Annotated in this window: 19 protein-coding genes, 1 tRNA gene and 1 pseudogene; 11 read left to right on the top strand and 10 right to left on the bottom strand. The window is 70.3% G+C overall.

Going from position 1 to position 19,094, the window contains the following annotated elements; all coding sequences use genetic code 11:
- The 6 genes from ACIRYZ_RS44055 to ACIRYZ_RS44030 form a co-directional block, all read right to left on the bottom strand.
- The coding region (locus ACIRYZ_RS44055; protein WP_402954554.1) for an IPT/TIG domain-containing protein at window positions 1–606 on the bottom strand (606 nt) is incomplete at its 3' end.
- Window positions 607–871: 265 nt separating this feature from the next.
- The gene (locus ACIRYZ_RS44050; RefSeq protein WP_402954551.1) at window positions 872–1,669 is read right to left on the bottom strand and encodes an IPT/TIG domain-containing protein; all 798 of its coding nucleotides are present in this window, start codon (window positions 1,667–1,669) and stop codon (window positions 872–874) included.
- Between the two features lie 257 nt (window positions 1,670–1,926).
- Window positions 1,927–2,598, bottom strand: a complete 672-nt coding sequence (locus ACIRYZ_RS44045) for a hypothetical protein (protein WP_402954548.1) — start codon at window positions 2,596–2,598, stop codon at window positions 1,927–1,929.
- 309 nt (window positions 2,599–2,907) lie between these two features.
- Window positions 2,908–3,273 carry a hypothetical protein gene (locus tag ACIRYZ_RS44040; RefSeq protein ID WP_402954545.1) on the bottom strand — a complete coding sequence of 122 codons (366 nt, stop codon included), beginning with the start codon at window positions 3,271–3,273 and terminating at the stop codon, window positions 2,908–2,910.
- 1,134 nt (window positions 3,274–4,407) lie between these two features.
- On the bottom strand, window positions 4,408–4,608 hold the full coding sequence (locus tag ACIRYZ_RS44035) for a hypothetical protein (RefSeq protein WP_402954542.1): 201 nt from the start codon (window positions 4,606–4,608) through the stop codon (window positions 4,408–4,410).
- 534 nt (window positions 4,609–5,142) lie between these two features.
- A complete protein-coding gene (locus ACIRYZ_RS44030) occupies window positions 5,143–5,499 on the bottom strand; it encodes an RNA polymerase-binding protein RbpA (RefSeq protein WP_402954563.1) in 357 nt (118 codons plus the stop codon).
- Between the two features lie 248 nt (window positions 5,500–5,747).
- Between ACIRYZ_RS44030 and ACIRYZ_RS44025 the strand changes: the two genes are divergently transcribed.
- The 4 genes from ACIRYZ_RS44025 (at window position 5,748) to ACIRYZ_RS44010 (ending at window position 8,459) form a co-directional block, all read left to right on the top strand.
- Window positions 5,748–6,314: a DEAD/DEAH box helicase family protein gene (locus tag ACIRYZ_RS44025; protein WP_402954539.1), complete on the top strand. Its 567-nt coding sequence runs from the start codon at window positions 5,748–5,750 to the stop codon at window positions 6,312–6,314.
- Window positions 6,315–6,401: 87 nt separating this feature from the next.
- Window positions 6,402–7,226: a hypothetical protein gene (locus tag ACIRYZ_RS44020; RefSeq protein ID WP_402954536.1), complete on the top strand. Its 825-nt coding sequence runs from the start codon at window positions 6,402–6,404 to the stop codon at window positions 7,224–7,226.
- Between the two features lie 299 nt (window positions 7,227–7,525).
- Window positions 7,526–7,599: transfer RNA gene (locus ACIRYZ_RS44015), tRNA-Met, on the top strand.
- Window positions 7,600–8,159: 560 nt separating this feature from the next.
- A complete protein-coding gene (locus tag ACIRYZ_RS44010; RefSeq protein WP_402954533.1) occupies window positions 8,160–8,459 on the top strand; it encodes a DUF4193 domain-containing protein in 300 nt (99 codons plus the stop codon).
- Here the strand turns inward: ACIRYZ_RS44010 and ACIRYZ_RS44005 are convergent.
- Window positions 8,456–8,752, bottom strand: coding sequence for a hypothetical protein (locus ACIRYZ_RS44005; protein ID WP_402954530.1), 297 nt, complete (start codon window positions 8,750–8,752; stop codon window positions 8,456–8,458). The two genes, ACIRYZ_RS44010 and ACIRYZ_RS44005, sit on opposite strands and share 4 nt — an antisense overlap.
- 322 nt (window positions 8,753–9,074) lie before the next feature.
- On the opposite strand from ACIRYZ_RS44005, the gene ACIRYZ_RS44000 reads away from it, so the two are divergent.
- From ACIRYZ_RS44000 to ltrA, 5 genes are all read left to right on the top strand, one after another.
- Complete coding sequence (locus tag ACIRYZ_RS44000; protein ID WP_402954527.1) at window positions 9,075–9,590, top strand: SigE family RNA polymerase sigma factor; 516 nt, start codon at window positions 9,075–9,077, stop codon at window positions 9,588–9,590.
- Window positions 9,587–10,534, top strand: coding sequence for a hypothetical protein (locus ACIRYZ_RS43995; protein WP_402954524.1), 948 nt, complete (start codon window positions 9,587–9,589; stop codon window positions 10,532–10,534). The genes ACIRYZ_RS44000 and ACIRYZ_RS43995 overlap by 4 nt, the downstream gene beginning before the upstream one ends.
- A gap of 339 nt (window positions 10,535–10,873) precedes the next feature.
- Window positions 10,874–12,208, top strand: coding sequence for a glycosyltransferase 87 family protein (locus ACIRYZ_RS43990; RefSeq protein WP_402954521.1), 1,335 nt, complete (start codon window positions 10,874–10,876; stop codon window positions 12,206–12,208).
- 308 nt (window positions 12,209–12,516) lie between these two features.
- Entirely contained in the window at window positions 12,517–12,762 is a 246-nt protein-coding gene (locus ACIRYZ_RS43985; RefSeq protein WP_402954518.1) for a hypothetical protein, read from the top strand.
- Between the two features lie 868 nt (window positions 12,763–13,630).
- Entirely contained in the window at window positions 13,631–14,896 is a 1,266-nt protein-coding gene (gene ltrA, locus ACIRYZ_RS43980) for a group II intron reverse transcriptase/maturase (RefSeq protein ID WP_402954515.1), read from the top strand.
- Window positions 14,897–16,739: 1,843 nt separating this feature from the next.
- On the opposite strand, the gene ACIRYZ_RS43975 is transcribed toward ltrA, so the two are convergent.
- Complete coding sequence (locus ACIRYZ_RS43975; protein ID WP_402954512.1) at window positions 16,740–17,078, bottom strand: hypothetical protein; 339 nt, start codon at window positions 17,076–17,078, stop codon at window positions 16,740–16,742.
- Here ACIRYZ_RS43975 and ACIRYZ_RS43970 point away from each other — a divergent pair.
- Both ACIRYZ_RS43970 and ACIRYZ_RS43965 read left to right on the top strand, forming a co-directional pair.
- Window positions 17,077–17,262, top strand: coding sequence for a hypothetical protein (locus ACIRYZ_RS43970; RefSeq protein ID WP_402954509.1), 186 nt, complete (start codon window positions 17,077–17,079; stop codon window positions 17,260–17,262). The two genes, ACIRYZ_RS43975 and ACIRYZ_RS43970, sit on opposite strands and share 2 nt — an antisense overlap.
- 194 nt (window positions 17,263–17,456) lie before the next feature.
- Window positions 17,457–17,666, top strand: a pseudogene (locus ACIRYZ_RS43965) (hypothetical protein); the annotation flags it as partial.
- Between the two features lie 880 nt (window positions 17,667–18,546).
- Here the strand turns inward: ACIRYZ_RS43965 and ACIRYZ_RS43960 are convergent.
- A complete protein-coding gene (locus ACIRYZ_RS43960) occupies window positions 18,547–18,750 on the bottom strand; it encodes a cold-shock protein (RefSeq protein WP_099897249.1) in 204 nt (67 codons plus the stop codon).
- A gap of 110 nt (window positions 18,751–18,860) precedes the next feature.
- The coding region (locus ACIRYZ_RS43955; protein WP_402954506.1) for a hypothetical protein at window positions 18,861–19,094 on the bottom strand (234 nt) is incomplete at its 5' end.

Below are 19,094 nucleotides of genomic sequence, written 5' to 3'. Positions count from 1 at the left end.
GTATGCCGCCGACGCTGTTCCGAAGTGCACCGATGACGCACCGGTGAACCCGGAGCCGCTGATGACCACTGAGGTGCCGGCCGTGCCCGAGGTCGGGGTCAGGCTGGTGATCACCGGCAGGACCGTGTAGGTGAAGGGCACACCGTTGCTGGTGCCCGCCGGTGTGGTGACCGTGACCTGGACCGTTCCGGAGCCTGCGGGAGCTGTGGCCTGGATCTGCCCATCGCTGAGCACCGTGAATGCCGCCGACGCTGTTCCGAAGTGCACCGATGACGCACCGGTGAACCCGGAGCCGCTGATGACCACTGAGGTGCCGGCCGTGCCCGAGGTCGGGGCCAGGCCGGTGATCACCGGCACGGTGCTGTAGGTATAGGTGACGCCGTTGCTCGTGCCGAGTGGCGTGGCGACGGTGACGGCGGCCGAACCGGTGCCCGCGGGGGCGATGGTGGTGATCTGGCTGTCGCTGACCAGCGTGAATGACGACACCGGCACGGTTCCGAACTTCACCGAGGTCGCGCCTATGAAGCCGCTGCCGGTGATCGTGACGGCCGTGCCCCCCGTGGGCGGCCCGTGGTTGGGGTTGATGCTGCTGATGACCGGAGCCATCGGATGCTCCTTTGCGTGGCTGGTGGGGTGCCCAGGCCGCTGTGGGCGGCCAGGGCGCAGGGGGTCCGCGGTCGCGGGGGGGGGGGGGCGGGCCCCCCCCCCCCCCCGGGGGGGGGGGGGGGGGGGCGGGGGGGGGGGGGGGGGGGGGGGGGGGGGGGGGGGGGGGGGGGCGGGGGGGGGCGGGGGGGCCGCCCCCCCCCCCCCCCCCCCGGGGAGGGGGGCGACTGCGCTGCCCGCTGTTTGGTGTCCGTGCCTCGCCCGGGGCTTAGACGACGATGAAGTGGTCGGCGGCGACGGCCGCGCTGGTGCCGCCGGGGTTGGTGACCTGGATGTCGTAGGTGCCCGCGGCCAGCGTGCCGGGCACGTCGAGGGTCAGGCTGCCCACACCGGTGACGCTGACGTTGACGGCCGGGGTGGACGCGCCACCGCCGACCGGGGTGAACGTCACGGAGCTGACGTCGACGAAGCAGGTGCCGGCGACGATGACCCCGGTGGTGCCCGCCGGCCCCGTGTTGGGCGTCACGCCGGTGACCGTCGGCAGTGCGTAGTAGGTGAACTGACCGGGTGCGCCGATCGGGGAGCTGGTGCCGCCGCTGTTGGTGACGAGGCAGTCCGCCGCGTCGGTGCAGCCGGTGAAGGCGCCGTGGGCCGGAGGGGTGACGGTCAGGTGGCTGTCCGACAGGATGGTGGGGACGGCGGTGCCGATCGCGTCGAAGGCGACCGAGGTCGCGGTCGAGAAACCGGTGCCGAAGACGTCGATGGCGCCGGGCGCGGCGGGGCCGGTGCTGGGGGTCAGCGACGTGACCGTCGGGGCGGCGACGTAGAAGAAGGCGCTGCTGTTGCTGTTGACCCCGGAGACGGTCGCGGTGACGTTGGCCTGGCCGCTGCACCCCGACGGGATGGGGAAGGTGACGGAGGTGTTGCTGGCCGTGGTGGGCGTGACCGTCTTGGTGCCGATGTTCACCTTGGTGGTGCTCAGGCTCCCCAGACCGGTGCCGGTGATGGTCATCGTCTGGCCGGAGTGGCCCGAGGTGGGCGAGATGGAGGTGATGACGGGTGCCATGACTGATCTCCTTTGCTGTTGCGGATGACACTGCTGCCCGGTTCGCCGGAGCTGCCGGATCGACGGTCCGTCGCACAGGGCATGATCGGGTTCCGGCAGTCACGGGGCAGGGCTCGCAGTGCTGCCGGAAGTTGCTGGCCCGGATGGGAGCGGGCATGGGAAGGTGGTGCGGGCGGTGTGGTTCCACCGCGCCGTCGACCTGACTGCAGCCCGGGTAGCTCGGTGGGGCAGGTGTCCCGGGGTGCCGCCGTCGGGCTTCAGCAGGGCGCGGTCAGGGGCGGGGTGGCGGCGCAGTTGTCCGGGGTGTTGCCGGAGGCGTTGGTGCCCACCAGCGCTACGGAGCCGGCGTTCTGGTAGATGCCGCCGCCGTCGACCGTGGCGGTGTTGCCGGTGACGCTGCTGGTGGTCATCGTCAGTGCGGTGTCGGTGTAGATGCCGCCGCCGAACGAGGCACGGTTGTTGCTGACACCCCCGCCGATCAGGACGACCGACCCGCCGAGGTTGGCGATGCCGCCGCCCACCCCGAAACCGGCGTCACCGTTGCTGATGGCGACCGTGGTCAAGGCGAGCCGGCCGTTGGTGGCGGGCAGATGAGAGGGCCCGTCGACCTCGATGATGCGAAACGCGGGCGCACCGGGCGCGCGGGTGATCTGGGTGGCCAGCCCGGTCATGGTGATCGGCGTGGTGATGTTCGGCAGCCCCGTCGGTCCGCCGGCCCCACCTGAGCTGTGGGCGCTGGTGAGGGAATAGGTGCAAAAGGGTGCCAGGATCAGGGCACCGCCCCCGGAGGCGTTGGCCGCATTGACGGCGCTGGCCAACGCGGTTTCGCTGCACGGCACGATCACCGTGTACGCCGCACGCGCGGTCTGCGCGTGTGCCGCCGGGGCGGTGAGGATGAGCGCACCGACAGCGCCGGTTCCGAACAGCACTCGAAGTATGTTGATGGCTCGCAAGAACGCCTCCTCGGACGCCTGAGCCACCCTCGTCAGCCCGTGCGCTGGGAAAGCACGTCGGCCGACGGCTTCCTCCGATGGGCGCCCTCGCGGGCCTGTGACAGGCACACACCAACACATACCGATGGGCTGCCTTCCCCAATGGAGGGATGGGCAGCCCCCTGATCGGACACCACAAGTGAGTCATCCAAGCAGCCATAAAAACAAGGTATATGACTGCTAATCACCCATTTAGCGCAACGCACCCCGCCGGGCTGCAAAGGGACGTGAGATGCCCGGCAGCGTTCAGCGCACGATGCAGCCCCATCCCTCCAGGCCGGCGGGAACGACCGTACCGGGGCTGCCGGATGTCAACCGTGGCCGGGCATCGGTACCGCGCCTGCGCAGCGGCCGGTGCCCGCGATCGTCGAGCCAGGCGAGCCTGCGTTCACAGTTGACGGTGATCTCCCCCGTAGAAGTTGACCGCCGAGCCGCGGACAGGGGAGATGTACGCCAGCGCCTCAGGTCTGCCGCCGCGAGTTCCTCACCTTCGCCCGCGAGGCCGACATCCACTTCTGGCAGGCACTCGACCACGGACGGCTTGCTTGAGTCCACCACTATTTCCGCCTGCGCAACCGCGTCGAGCACTTCAACGGCTACCTCAAGAGCCACGAGGCCATCGAACGCAGCCGCACTCGCCGCATCTGCGGCGTCGCCGCCCAGTCCCTCTCCACTTCTTCCAGATCGCCCAAGCTGCCCGCCGACCCTCCAGCCGCAACACGCTCCGCAACCCCGCGACTGGACCCCAAGGGCTACCTGCCGACCATCACGCCGGGCAACTGATCCACCCCTACCCCGAAACTTTGCTTGATCAGGGAGACCGCATCGGGCCCTCTGTGACCACGCAGAGGGCCCGAAAGCGTCCCGCAACGCAGGCAGGCCAACCCGACATAGCGTCGGATCGACCGGCCTCATTGGGTCGGTTGACCCGCTGCCGATCCGGCTCATCGCCGAACTCCTCGGCCTGCCCGAGGACTTGAAGGACCGCTTCCGCACCCGCGTCGACCGGGTCTTCGACACCACCCTCACCCCCGAGCAGTCTGCGGCCAACGCCGCGCAGTTCTACAACGTGGCTGCAGGCCCTGGCCGGACTGCCGGCACCCGCGAAGCAGCCCGCGGCGAAGAAGACGGCCGCCGCCACGGGCACCGGGCTGGTGCGGACCGGCGCCGCACCGGCCCTCGGGAAGAGCGGAACGGCTGGACGGCTGACCCGCAGGCCCAGCCGGTGGCCGGTTCGCGTCCCTGCCCCCGCTCACCCGCCGGCCGGTTGAGTGACATCGCCGGGTGCGGCACCCGGACTGTCGTGTCGTCGCCGTCCCTGTCTGAGGTGCCGGAAGGCCGCCACCTGCGGGTGGCGGCTTCCGGTGCCTTCTCGGGGCCTCGGCAGCTTACGGCCGCCCCGGAGATCGCCGGGGGCGGACCTGTGATCGGCCGGGCTCGGGTGGCCGGGGCCGAGGTCCGCGCCACCGCGAGGACGTCTTCGAGTACGGATGACTGTGACCGTCTCCTTCTCCGGTCACCGCTGACCTCCCCGCATCGCGCCGGCCGGCGCGATGCGGTGGGCGTGTCGTGGCCCGCATGACCGTTCCTGGCGGGGGCGAGCTGTCGTCCATGACGACACCTCCGCCCCGTCGCAGCCGGCGCCTCTCCCGTGCCTGATGGCACGTCGCTTCGGACGGCCCCGCCGTTGGTCCGGGTCGGTCGGTCTACCAGTAGGTCTGCCGGCCGGAACAGCCGCAGGTGGTGTCAGTGGGTGGCGTCGACGGCGATGCCGACGAGTTGGAGGATGGCGTGGCCCCACGTGGTGGCGGCGATCAGCACGCCGAAGACGACGGCGGTGAAGACGGTGAAGGCCTCGTCGACGCGGCTGCGGGCGTGTGTGGTACGCCGTAGGCGGGCGATGATGACGATCGCGAGGAACACTGACGCGCTGATCGTGTACTGCACTGCCCACCCCGGGTCTTGGCTTGACGCTGTGTGAGGCTGCGGTCACCCGAGCCTGCTGCATTCGGGTGAGCATGCCAGAACGGCCGCCTTGCCGGGGCCTGTTTCGCTGGAAACGGCCGAACGCGAACGAGCGTGGAGTCGCCGTAGTCCCGGGCTGGGGGACGCGGCGTGCCTGCCTGGATCGCAGACCATCTGCATCCCGTCAACGGGGGACTGTGACGGAGCGCCGTAGTTTGCGAGTGATCGTTTAGAACCCGCTGGTCAGCGCTGCGGCGGTGCACCGCAGTTTGCGAGGTTGGAGCACGACACCTTGCGAGTGCTGGCGACGGAACGACCTGCATCGGCGACAAAAGCCCAGGTGTGCGCTTCAGTTGGCGAGTCGGGTGTAGGGGGCTGCGATCATGCCAACGTGGGGATGGCCTTCTTCGTCGCTCCCGATGACGACACCGCCCGCTGCTATACGCAACAGGAGCCACGCACCCCCACGCCCGGCGCGGCGCGCCGAGGCGCCGGCGCCGCGCGCGGCCCCAACCGTTAGATGGTCCCGCGCAGCTTGGCCAGTGCCTCGTTGAGCAGGATCTCGCCGTCCTCTTGGCTGCGGCGCTGCCGGACGTAGCCCATGTGCGTCTTGTAGGGGGCGTTGCCCTCGGCGACGGGCACATGGTCGGGATCGGAGCCGGCGGGCAGGCCACACCTGGGGCAGTCCCACGTCTCCGGGGCTACTGCCTCGATCGCGAAGCTGAGCTGTGTGTGGTGCCCGTTGCCGCACCAGAACGAGACCGTCGTGCGAGGGGCGAGGTCGCCGCGCTCCGGCTCCCCCAACGGTCCGGACCCGACCCGCGCACCTCTGATGCCAGAACGTCCCTGCGCCACGATGCTCTCCTTGGCCATGATGTCCACGCCTCGGATGTGCATGGGAAGCTCAGCGTACGGCCCCTTCACCGGGACAACGGCCCCCGCCCCCCTCGTCCAGTTCACGGAATACCTGGCGCAAAGGCGAACGGCGAAGCCCCGCGCCGCTGAGGCCCGCCCCGCGCCCCCGCGGCCGGGCCCGCTGCCGGGCCCCGGCCCGCCGCGCGCCGGGGCGGGGGCGCGGCTGATGCAGTTCCCGGTGGGCGCGCGCCCGCGTCCACGCCGAGGTGTCGACGCAGGCCGCGCGGATCGCTGACCTGGTCGTCGCGGAGAAGGCGGGTGAGCCGGTCACCGTGTACGCCACCTACGCCTCGCTGGAGCGCATCGTTCAGGCCCATCAGCTGCACGGCCTGCCCGCATGGGACCTGGTCGTCGTCGACGAGGCCCACCGCACCGCCGGCTCGGACGGCAAGGCGTGGGCCGCCGTCCACGCGGACGACCAGGTCCCCGCCAAGCGCCGGCTGTACTTCACCGCCACCCCGCGCATCGTCGACGAGACCCGCATCCCGCACGAAGTGGTCGACGTCGCTGAAGGCACCGTCATCTGCTCGATGGACGACGAGCGCATCTACGGCAAGACCGGCCGCTCCTACCGCCGCCTGCTCGCCTACCTCGCCGCCGGCGGCACCCTCACCGGCCCCGCGAACCGCACCGGCGGCGAAGCGGACCCGGCCTTCCGACCCGGCATCTGGCTCCGCAAGCAGGACAAGGCCCGCACCGACGGCAAGCTGACCGACCACCAGACCGCGCTCCTGGACGCGCTCCACCGGCACGCCGAGGCCGTCACCGGTTGACCCACGCCGTACACCCCGCCGTCCCGGCCCACCGCGGGCCCGGGACGGCCGCCCGTACCCGCTCCCGACTCCCGGAGGCACCGCGCGATGACCGCCACCACCCGCCCCGACCCGGACTCCACCGCCGCGCCTGACCGGCTGGAGCTGGCCTTGTGCAGCAGCCGCCCCGCGCCTGCGGACCGGGAGCTGGGCCGCCCGATCCTCGACTCCCCGCTGGTGCGCGGCTCGATGTGGCTGCGCTGGTCCGGCCACGACGGCATCCGCACCCTGCACCACGGCGCCGGCCTGGCCCGCGGCTGGACGGAGAAGGACGTCGACGGCCTGGGCGGCTGGGTGGCTCTGGTGGAGGGCCGGGTCGTCCTCGGCGCCCGTCCGGGCCTCGCCGTGCCGGAGCCCGTCGTGCACGCCGAGGCCTGGCAGGCCAGCGCGACGCTGCACGCCGCCCTCGCCAAGCACCCCACCCGCCCCAACCACGCCCACCAGGAGGAGGCCGACGACCAGGAGCACGGGCTCCTCGGCGACGTCCGCCGCCAGGTCCGCCGCCGGGCGGCCGGGATGACCCTGGAGAACATCCAGCAAGCCCTGGAACAGGCCCGGTTCGAGGAACGCTGCGCCGACCGGCACGCCGACGCCGGAGACGAGACCGCCTTCGCCACCGCAGCCGACATCCGCGCCGAGTGGCAGCGCCTGCGCGACCACACCGCCGAGACCCGAGCCGAACGCTACGACCCCGACCACGACACCGCCCTCCAGCACGCGCTGCGCGCCGAACGCCACCGGCAAGACGTCGCCGAATGCGCCCGCAAGGCCACCAGGCCCGCCAGACCACCGACGCCGCCCACCGCCGCCTCGCCGGCACCGCAGCCCAACCCCTCTACACGGCCCTCGACCGGGCCGGCCTCTACGCCCTGACCGACGACGACCACCAGGCCGTCCGCGACCTCACCCGCACCCTCGACCCCGCCACGCTGCGCCAGGTCATGAACTGGCCGGAGCGCACCCGTACCGCCGCCCTCGCACTGCGCGGCACCGAACGGGCCCAGCCCGCCCGTCCCAGGGCGCGGCGCAGCCAGTTCTGACAGACCCCCGGGCCCCACGGCCTGCTGCCCTTCCACACTGCGCGCGGCCCAGCCGGTGACCTCCGGCTGTGGCGTACCCGTGGGAATCCGATTTCGTGTTGGCAGGGTCATCGCCTAGGGTGATCTCACCGACGCGGGGTGGAGCAGCTCGGTAGCTCGCTGGGCTCATAACCCAGAGGTCGCAGGTTTAAATCCTGTCCCCGCTACTACTAGGGCCGGGGTCGGCGCATGATTGCGCGGGCCCCGGCCCTGTTTGTTGGTCGGCTCGCGGCCTGCGCCCGGAAGCCGCTTCCGGGAACTCGCCCCGAAGCGGGGAAGCGGCCTGGGAGCGCCCTGCCGACGACCCGGACGTGACTCCCTTTCCCGAGCAGCGGGTCCAGCGTCACGACGTCCTCAGCCCACTGATCCACGAGTACCGCAGCACCGCCTAACAGAAGATCACGGCCGGCTAGCGAACGCCCAGCTCAGCGCACGTACGAGACTTTTGGCACCCAACAGGTGTCGAGCAGCCGGAGCCGGCAGCGATCTGACGCGCGCGGCCGTCCTGTCCCCGTCCCGCGGTGCGCCGATGGATTGGCATCGGTCGTTCTGGCTCTTGCGCCTGATCATGTGTGTCGAGCGGGCCACGGGCGCGTCGGGGGACGACAGGTGGGATGGTGGTGCGTCACGGGCGGGATCGGTGGCCTCGCGCGCGCCGGCACTGCGCTGGTCGGGCAAGCGGCACGGCTCGCCTGCCCGGAAGCGACCCTGACGAGAAGGTACCGCCTTGGCAACCGACTACGACGCCCCACGCGACACCGGCGACGGCAGCAGCGATGACAGCATCGAGGAACTGAAGAGCCAGCGCGAGGACAAGAAGGGTTCCGCAGTCGACATCGACGCCGAGGCCGCCGAAGGCCTCGAGCTTCCGGGCGCCGACCTGTCTGGCGAGGAACTCACCGTTCGGGTCGTGCCCCTTCAGCAGGACGAGTTCACCTGCATGACCTGCTTCCTGGTCCACCACCGCGCCCAACTTGCCGGCGAGGACGGGAACGGCCAACCCATCTGCCGCGACTGCGCGTCCTAACGCCTGACGTCGAGGTGTGAGTTCTCGGTTTGCGGTACAGGCTGCTGATTGCCGGCGAGGACGGGAACGGCCAACCCATCTGCCGCGACCGGCGCCGGCCGCTCACCGTCCACCACGGCCCGCGCCACCTCCTTACCGCCGGGAGATTCCGCCAGAACCTCGCCCACCGTCTTGCGGGCGATCACGAACCGCTCCCACACGGCCTCCGCCTCCCGCAGCTCGGCCTGAAGCGCCTCCACCCGCTGCCGGGCAGCACGTTCGCGTTCCTCCAGCAACCCCATCACCGACGGCATCCCGGCACCTCCACCGAAGAGACGACACGACACCTCGTCCCTGCCACTGAAGCACCAGCCCTATGCCTGACCAGCGGAAACACACCCATCACTCTCGGAAAGACAACGGCTTCTCAAACCTCACCCAGCCAGCAACGCCACCAGACCCGGCCCCCAACCCCAGAACACGACCCCATCACGGCCCGACCCTTCTCAACCAACCCATGAACCCCCAGCTCACAGACAAGACCCACCACCGAACCACCGACCCGTCACACTGGCCTGCGGAAATTGATATCGAAGTCTTGTCATCCGTTTTCGGCGGGTGGTGCGTCCAAGGAGTATGAAGCGCGAACTGATGCGCCCGGGGGGCTGCCGATCCGACCCGTTCGACGAGTTCGTCGCGGCGCGGTACCAGACCCTGCTGCGGGGGGCGTACTTGATCACCGGGAACGTTCATGACGCCCGGGACCTCCTGCACGACGCGTTGGTGCAGGTCTACCCGAAGCGGTCGGTGATCCGGGACGCGGGGGCGGCCGAGGGATATGTCCGCACGACGATGGTCCGCACCCACGTCTCGCGATGGCGCCGGACCAGACGGGAGGAGCTCACCTCCGCGCTGCCGGACAGGCCGGTGGTCCAGGAGAGCGGGTGGGACGACCAGTTGGCGGCGGCGCTGGCCGGGCTGCCGCGGCGGCAGCGGGCGGCGGTGGTGCTGCGCTACTACCTGGATCTGCCGGTCGCGCAGGTGGCGGAGGAACTGGGGTGTTCGCTGCCCACGGCGAAGACGCACCTGGCGCGCGGGATCAAGGCGCTTCGGCAGGAAATGGAACTGGTGAGGGAGTTGGTGGGGCCGTGAGCGCTGAGGCCGCATTCGAGGAAGAGCTGGCGGGCCGGCTCGCAGAACATGCGGTATGGGTCGGTGGCAGCGCGCCGCTGGCCGAGCTGCACGCGGCCGGGCGGCGGCGGGCGCGGCGGCAGAGGGCCCTGCGGGGCGCGGCAGCGGTGGCGGTGCTGGCCGTCGGGGCGGGGGCGCTGACACAGCTGGGCAGCGGTTCCGGGGACTCCCGGACGAGCCCGGCCGGTGCAGGCGTGAGTCTGGTGAGCCCGACGCCGGGAGCGACGCGCTCGGTCGCCGTGATCCTGAAGTGCGCGAACGGGCCCGCGGGCTGGCGGACGCTGGGCCTGCACCAGCACGGGAAGCAGGTGCTGTCGGACTCCCCGTCGCCGGGTGGGCTCACATCGTCCGGTGCCCCGTCGCCGGGGGTGCCGTCGTCGGGCTTCCCCTCGTCGGGCTTCCCCTCGTCGGGGGTGCCGTCCTCCGGTGGCCCGTCGTCCGATGACCCATCGTCCTGGCCCACGCTCTCGGGCTCGCCGTCGCCGCTGTCGTACGCCACGACGGCGCAGTCCGATCTGGAACGGGCGGGTCAGGCCATCGAGTACATGGCGATGGCGAGCTACCGCGACCACTACTTCGGCACCTGCCGCGACACGAGCACGAACACGCTCTACATGATGCGGGTCCCCGGCAGCGGCCTGGACGCGGCGGCGGCCTCGATGTTGACCGACTGGCCGGCGGTGAAGCTGCAGTTCGCCGTCGCGGCCGGTTCGCGCGACGAGCTGTCGGCGTTCGGCGCCCGGATCCGAGCGGACAGGGAGGACTGGCGGGCCAAGGGTGTGGAGATCGAGGCGGTGACGGTCGCCATCGACGGCGCCGGAGTGGTGGTCGACACGCCGCAGTGGCAGACCGCGGCGGCGCAGATCGAAGCGAAATACGGCCCCCAGGTGGCCGAGGTCCGCTGAGGCCCGACGCGAAGGGCTGACGCGAAGCGCCGGCGCCACGCCGACTCGTGAGGAGCACGGCGGCCGGCGGCCCTGAGGAACAACGAAAACACGACAGGCGGGCCGTGCGACGGGCACCCCGCTGTGCCTTGCCATGCCCCGGCGCGCGACGGCGCGCGACGGGTGCCCCGCCGTGCCCCGCCGTGCTCCGCCATGCCCGGGCGGCGCACAGGGCTTCGGCACGAAGGACCACAGCGCCCCCGCCCCGTCGCACGGCCCGCCACGTCCGTGGTCCCCCATCCGCCGTGCCCCGCCGTGCCCCGCCGCGCGAACCTTTCCGCCCAGCCGAACGGGAGACCGATGTCCGAGATAGCCGCTGAGGAACCACGCCGGAACGAAGGACCGCCTCCGGACCGGGCCGACTCGACGGTCCTGGTCCTGACCGCGGTGACGGCGGTGGCGTCCGCGCTCCTGGTCCGGTTCCTGCTACTGGAGTACGAATCGCCGGACTGGTACCGCTTCCTCGGTCCCTGGTACCGGTACATCACGGAGCAGGGCGGGTTCCACGCCCTCGGCAACGCCGACTTCTCGGACTACAACGTCCCCTACCTGTACCTCATGGCCGCGCTCACCTACCTGCCGGTGCCGGCGATGGAGGGCGTCAAGTGCCTATCGATCCTCTTTGACCTGGCGCTCGCCTACTACACCTACCGCATCGCCGCACTGCAGTCGCCGCACCGGCCCCGGCGGGCGCTCACCGCAGCGGTGATCGTGCTGTTCCTGCCCACGGTCGTGACCAACAGCGGCTGGTGGGCCCAATCCGACGCGGTCTTCACCACCTTCCTGGTGGCAGGCGTCTACCATCTCCTGCGCGACCGTCCCTGGCGGACCTGCTCGTTCTTCGGGATCGCCCTGGCCTTCAAGCTCCAGGCGGTCTTCCTGTTCCCGCTGCTGCTCGTCGCCGTCCTGACCCGGTGGGTACCGTGGCGGAGCCTGCTGGCCGTCCCGGCCGCATACGTGGCACTCGACGTCCCCGCCGTCCTGCTCGGTTCCGACCCCTGGCAGCTGCTGACGGTGTACGTGCGGCAGACAGGGACCTACAAGGACCTCACGCTCAACGCGCCGACGGTCTACCAGTTCGTCTCGGTGCCGTACGGCGAAGAGGACCCGGTGCGCCGGGCGGGCGTCCTGGTCGCGGGCCTGCTGGTCCTGGCACTGATCTGGCCGGCGGTCCGGGCCGTACGGCGCACGAGCCGGGCACAACCAGAGGACCGTACCGCGGGCAACGCGCGCACAGGGCTCACCGCAACGGTGATCCTGCTGCTGGCCACCGCCTGCGCGATCACGGTGCCGTTCCTGCTGCCGTCCATGCACGAGCGCTATTTCTACATCGCGGACATCCTCAGCGTGCTCGCCGCCTTCCAACGGCCGCGGCAGCTCTGGTACCTGCCGGTCCTGGTCCAGCTCTCGTCCTTCGGCAGCTACCTCAAGTTCATCGCGCCCGGCGTGGCGCCGTACCTGTCGATGCCGGCCCACGGAGTGCTGATGCTGCTGGCGCTGATCGCCGTACTCCGGGCCACCGCCCACGAGTTCCGGGATACAGCCGCTGCGCCGTCCGGATCCGCCAGCCGCACCACGAGGCCGCCGATCCCGCTGCCGACCCCGTCGGCCCGCTGCGCCCCCGACGCCGCCTGAGCGCCGGCCCTCCGACCCTCGCCCGGCACGCCCTCGCCCCCGTCGCGGACGTGCCGGGCGAGCCCGCCGACCACCCGACGCCCCGCTCGCAGCCGTCAGGTGGATCGGACGGTGGTCTCCCAGTCCACCAGGGACGGGGGTGACCGCAGCGGCCCTCACCGGCACGGTGAACCCGCGGTGCCCGCAGGGCGCAGCGGGGTTGGAGACGTCGGGTGTCCGCGGGCGGTCAGCGCCTTTGCCACCACCGCCGCCGCCGCGGTGCCTCCACCAGGGCCCCGCCGCAGCTGTGCAGGGTTCGCAGGCCCGCCGTGGAGCGGGAGGCCGTGGAGCGGGAGCGGCGCCGTCCGGCCTGCACCCGCTGTACGGAGCCGTTCTCGGACGAGCGGTGGGAGATGCGCGAGCGGGCCGCGTGGGGCGACGACGGGCTGTGTGCCGGCTGCCGCCAGGCCGCTGCGGACCAGAAGGCGCTGGAGGCGGCCGATCGCGAGCGGGCCGCCGCCGAGGCCGCTGCCGCAGAGGCGAGGCGCAGCCGCTCCTGGTGGCGCCGGTCCTGACCTGGCCTCACCCTCCCGGCACAGGCCGCTGACCTGCATCGGGGAGTTTCGACGCCCCCCGCTGACCTGCTGTGGCCGGACATCACAGTTTGCGAGCCCGGCATCCGAAACCCGCACGTCACGGCGCTTCTGGACACAGCTGTTTGCGAGCCGCCGGACACCGAATCCTGCGAGGCGGAGCCTCCGACAACCCCGGCCGGACGCAGAGCCTCAGGTCGCACGGGTCCAACCTCCCAACACGCCCCGGCTCGCAGGATTCGGCGTCCATTCGCAAGTGTCCGGTCTCTTGTGTCCTGAACATGAAAGGGAGTTGGTTGTAGGCAAGCTTCCAGAAATGGTGCTGTGCGGATGATGAAGGTATGGCCCTTCGGAGCCGCCCTACGGGGGGAGGCTTCAAACCGCCTCATGCTGCGTTGGCTGAAGACCGTCGTGGTGAGCGATGAGGAAAAGGCGTCGTAAGAGGCATCAGGTGGGGACCGGGAAGACGAACGCAAGTGAATCGCTGCTGACGCGTCGAAAGACAGACAGACGACATCAAAACCGGGGTGTGAGACAGGCTTCGGGATGAGCCTGACGGGTGCCCGTCTATTGGTCAGGTGGTGTCCGGCGTGTAGGCGACGTGAGTCCGGTCTGCGGCTTCCGTACGGAACAGGAGAAGGCAGGTCTGATACCGCCCGCCGCGTACTGGTGGGCGAGAGGGAGTGCTCCAAGCAGCGGACACTGCGAGGGGTCGAGTACCGATGCGGGTCCTGCTGGCGGACCGGCCCGTAGTAGTGATGAAGCCCCTGTAACGGGGGTGGAGCGAAGGGGCCGGGTCGTTCGTGACTGAGTTGATCGCATCAACCGGACACAGTCCGGGAGGAGTTCGGTGAGCCAGTTGAAGTCACAGACCAAGCCGTTTGAGATTTCGAAGTGGGAGGTCAAGGAGGCGTGGGAGGAAGTCAGGGCGAATAGAGGCGCTCCTGGGGTGGACGGGCAGAGCATTGCCGACTTCGAGAAGGACCTGAAGAACAATCTGTACAAGGTCTGGAATCGGATGTCGTCGGGCTCCTACTTCCCGCCTCCGGTGCGCGCGGTGGCCATTCCTAAGCCGCACGGCGGTGACACGAGAATGCTCGGCATTCCCGCTGTCGCCGACCGGGTGGCGCAGACCGTGGTGGCCCGGCATCTGATGAGAAGGGTGAAGCCCGTTTTCCATCCGGACAGCTTCGGATACCGGCCAGGGCGGTCGGCCTTGGACGCAGTGGGGAAGTGCAGGGAACGCTGCTGGAAACGGGACTGGGTGGTGGAGTTCGACATCGCCAAGTTCTTCGACAACGTGCCCTGGGACCTGCTGGTCAAGGCGGTGGACACGCACACCGACGCCGTTTGGGTGAAGTTGTATGTCGATCGGTGGCTTCGGGCACCGCTTCAACTGCCCGACGGCGCACTGCTGGAACGGGAGCGTGGGACCCCGCAAGGGGCTCCGGTGTCTCCCGTGCTGGCGAACCTGTTCCTGCACTACGCGTTCGACACCTGGACGGCTCGGGAGTTTCCGACCGTCTGGTTCGAACGCTACGCGGACGACGCGGTGCTGCACTGCGTCACTGAGCGCCAGGCCCGCCAGGTGCTGGCCGCACTCACGGACAGGATGGCCGAGGTCGGACTGCAGCTGCACCCGGCCAAGACCAGGATCGTGTACTGCCAGGACGGAAGACGCCAAGGCTCCTTCGAGCACACGGCGTTCACCTTCCTCGGATACGCGTTCCGCGCCAGACGCAACCGGAACCGGCACGGGAAGCTGTTCCTGTCGTTCGAGCCGGCCGTCAGCAACGACGCTCTGGGCAGGAGGGGGCGGGAGGTGCGCTCGTGGCAGCTGCACACCCGCTCGGATCTGTCCTTCAACGAGCTCGCCCGCTGGATCAACCCAGTGGTCTCGGGCTGGATCAACTACTACGGCCGCTTCCGGCCGTGGGAGCTACACCCCTTCGTGATGCGCGTCAACGCCTACCTGGTGCGCTGGATCCGCCAGAAGTACAAGCGGCTCAAGGCCAAGCGGAAGGCCCTCGCGAAGATACAGGAGATCGCTCGTCGGTACCCCCGCATGTTCGCGCACTGGCGCCTCACCGCAACCGTGAGTGCCGTGGTGGTCTGATGATCAGAGCGACAAGAGCCGTGTAACGGGAGACTGTTACGCACGGTTCTGTGAGAGCCGAGGGGTGAGATTCCCCTCGGCTACTCGGCACTCGATCTGTGCCCTCCCTGAGCAGCCCGGCACCGACCCGCTCCTCCTGGAGGCCGCCGACGGCCAGGGGGGCCGAGTTGCCGGACTGGCTGGCACACCCTCACCGGCGCTCTGGACAACCCGGACGGCGACCGGCTCCTCGCCGTCGAGCAAAAGGCCGCGGCCGCCGCCCGCCCCGGATCTGGCCGCGCCGACGTCGGCTGCGCAGCGGCCGCCCACCGGGGTCCTCGTCCGGCCGATCCGATGCACTGCCGCCTGCCTCCCAGCGATGTGCGGGTCGCCCTTGATGCGCAGCTGTTCGGTGACTGGTGGGCGCTGGCCGACTGGACGGTCAACCCGGACGTCTACCTCGTGACGGGCGAGGGGCACCAGGTCGGATGGGTGGAGCGCGGCCTGCCGGGCATCGGCGACCCCAGTGGGTGGCGGTGTGCGAGGGCTACTTCATGGGTGACATCAACACCCAGGAGGCCGCCCTGCGCGACACCCCGGAGCAGGCCGCCCGCACCGTCCCGCTCGCCTACCTCCACAACCTCTGACGGCCGTCCAGGCAGTGCTGATGGCGGGTCCGGCTCGTTGAGTCGGATAGATCTCTCCGATGGCCAGGTACAGATGCTGCGGGAACTCGTACGTGCTGGGCGAGTGCTGCGGCCCGACAGCGAGCCGGTGGAGCAGGTGCGCTGGCGCACCACTGCCCTGACGTTCCTCCGCGTTGTCTGCCCCGCCGACCACCCCGTGTGGGCGGTGGTGGGAGATGGCAAGTCCTGGAGCCTGCCGGCGGAGTACCAGCCGATCCAGTCATGGATCTTCGGGAAGTACTGGGGCCCGTCCTCGGAGCAGTCGACGCGCTGTTGCTGGGCGTCGATCCGACCCACCGTCTGGTGTCGGCTGGACCGGTCGAACTGTCCCCGCCCCGGCCAGGCGGGAGTTGACCGGCGCCTCCGCCGGGTGATCCCAGTCACGGACAAACCGGGAGGACAAGGCCCTGGACCGGGGCATTCCGGGCGGGACAACGTGCTGGACAAGGGGCGCCGTCAGGCCGCGGACGAGGGGATGTACGGCACCTCCACCGCCTCGCCCGGCGATGGGCCCGTTTCCGCAGGCCAGGCAGCCCCGGATAAGGGGTAGCAGCCGTGGCGACAACCCTTCTACCGCTGTCTTGGGTGGGTGGAGCGGGTGCGATGGGCTGGGCCCGACCAGGCTTGGCCAAGGTCCACGGGCGGCGTGGCCGGCCACCGTCGGTGCCGCCGCGTGCGCGGGAAGTGGTGAGAGCGAAGTGGGTCGAAGAGGTGCGCCCGGAGAGATTGACGTGTGCCGAATGCGGAGGACACTGGTCATTGCACCGGAAAACCGGACAAAGCCATTCTGGTAGATGGAGACGTTCATCGACCCAATGGCGATGATCAAGGATCCGGCCTAGGCCCCCGGCAAGTTCGCCCGAACACCGGAACCGTCAGCGACGACTGAAGGTTTCAGGACGAGATCGGAGCTACCGGGGACTGGCATGTCCGGGCTCGTTTCCGCAGGGTGGGGTCCACGGCCGACGAAGCTGCGCACGCGTACGCCGACGAGCACCTGGTCGTCGTGCACCCCGATGTGGTCTTCCCAGGCAGGTTCAGCCGCCGACCTTGATGACTGCCCCCCGGGGATCACGATTCCTTGATGGTCTTCCCGGCGCCTACGCCGATTCCTTGATGACCGTCGTCGGGTGCCTTCGATAAACCTTGATGGCCTGCCCCGGAGTCGGGGCAGGCCATCAAGGTTTATCGACATCGCGCTTGGCGTCGGTCAGCTCCACCAAGGGCCCGCCCCGGCCGGGCCCGTCGCTCTGGTCCTGGAAGCCGGCCGCAAGCGCACCCCGCCGCCCCGGCGCCAAGCCGATGCCGGCCGAAAGGCCGCCGAGCGCGAGCGGGCCGCCGCCGAAGCCGCGGCCGCCGAGGCGAAGCGGCGCGGTGCCGGGTGGCGCCGATCCTGACCCGGCCTCACTCACCGGGCAGGTCGCTGGCCGATCAGCATTCCGCCGTCCTTCGGGGTCAGGACGAGGGGTTGTGCTCGTCTGGCGATGGCGGGCGGTGTTGTCGTAGACCAGGGGCATGGATGAGGAGAAGATGTGGTGGCATCCCGGTGAGATCGTTCCGGCGAGCGGGATCTACGAGTGCGACTGCGGGGCCGGGCACCACTGGAGCACGGACGTGAAGGGGCACCGGTTCCCGCCGCTGCCGACGGGCTGCACCGGCGGAGCCTGGTCGTTGAAGACGCAGGCTCACCCGGACGCCTGACCCGCATGTCGATGCCTGAGCCGCCTGCCTGCTGTACCGGGCCGCGGCCCGGTACCCGCCCCGGCCGCCCCGGCCGACAAGGCGCCGCGGCTGCGGATTGCCGCCGCACGTTCGGGTAGACGCGCCAGCGCGCCCCGCGGCCCGGCCTGGGTGGTCGGCGCCCGCCCGGGGGTGTGGAAGGAGCACCGGGCGTCATGAGCGAGGAGACCGGTCACGTCATTGGTACGAAGGACAAGGACTACGACCTGCTCTGGTACGTCGAGGCGTGCCTGAGTAATGCGCTGCGTCTGGAGACCTCCGTGGGGGACGCCGAGCGGGCGGGGGACGGCGAGGTTGCGGAGCTGTTCCGCAAGGCTCAGGCTGGCGCGGAGATGGGCAAACGGCTGCTCGCGGCGCGCCTGAGCGCCGCGGGCGGAGCCATCGCCGGAGGTGGCGGAGAGGGCTTGGCCGCGGGCACCGCCACGGCCCCTGGCGAAAGGGCTGTCGTTGGCGGCATAGCAGCACCCCCGGCGTCCAGGCCCTCGAACGGCGCGGCCGCCACGTCGGCTGGACCGAGATCTACGACGACCTCGGCAACTGGATCGCCCTCATCAGCGGCCACCCGGTCGCGGACGCCGCCGACGGCGAACTGCTGCTGTCCGCCAACCCCACCGACGCCCTCACCCTGCTGCGCCTGGCACTCGACCGGGGCCTCGGGGACCAGTAGCCCGCAGGTCACGGAGCAGCGGTGCCGGGCGGAACTTGGTGAGGCACACCCCGCACAGCAGCGGTCCCTGTTCGAGGGTGAAAGGCGTGATCTGAAGACGGCGGGGTGGCGAGCACTCCGCGGACACGACGGCGAACCGGTTGCCGGACCGCGAGCTGCGCAGGGTGGCGGTGAACTGCACGGTGGCCTCCAGTTGGACGCCAGCGGCCGCGTTCAGGACGGCGATCATCGGGGTCGCGGCCGTGTTGAAGCGCTCCTGGTGCCGGGGAGAGCGTCCTGTCCCGTGTCCCGTGTCCCGTGTCCCGGGCGGCGGTCGGGTCGGTCGTACGTCGGCCAGGCCCGGACGGGCCTTCGCACAGGTCGGCGCTCACCGTGGAGGGCGGGAGCGAAGAACTCGAACCGTGGGCCGGTAGGACGCCTGGGCGGATGCGGCGCTGTGCGTTTCGCGTGGGGCCGGGTGGCGGAGCCAGGGGCTGAAGGCCGGGGATGCGCTTGATGGCGCGATGCCGAGGGGCCCGCACCGGGCATCGTGTACGCGGTGCGGGCCCCTCGCTGCCAGGCGGGTGCCGTGGCGGGAACTACAGCGGACGGATGTTCTCGGCCTGCGGGCCCTTCTGGCCCTGCGTGACGTCGAACTCGACCTTCTGGCCCTCGAGCAGCTCGCGGAAGCCGTTGGCGTTGATGTTCGAGTAGTGGGCGAAGACGTCAGCGCCGCCACCGTCCTGCTCGATGAAGCCGAAGCCCTTTTCCGCGTTGAACCACTTCACAGTGCCATTAGCCATAAAAAATCTCCTTTAAGGGGCTGTCCGAAGCCGCACAGTGCGGACGTCGAGTCGCCGCGATGAGCACCCACCCGGGGAAATCCGGGAAAGAAAAAGGCGCCTGCGATATATCAGCAGACGCACACAAAGTTCATGGGAACCACTACTGCAACTGACTTCGACACTAGCAGGCCTGGGCTCGCCGCGGGTGGATATGACACCCCCGGATTCCGGGGAGTCTTTTCCGGGGTCGCCGGCGGCGAGACCCCAATCTCGGCGACGGGTGAAAACTGACCGCTGAACGGCGGATCAACGGTGACCCACCTCGCGATCGTCTGATCATCCTGATCTTCATTGAGGGTCAG

Origin of the sequence: Kitasatospora sp. NPDC101155, assembly GCF_044768305.1 — a bacterium.
GTDB lineage: Bacteria > Actinomycetota > Actinomycetes > Streptomycetales > Streptomycetaceae > Kitasatospora.
This window is presented reverse-complemented; position numbering and strand designations above follow the sequence as displayed.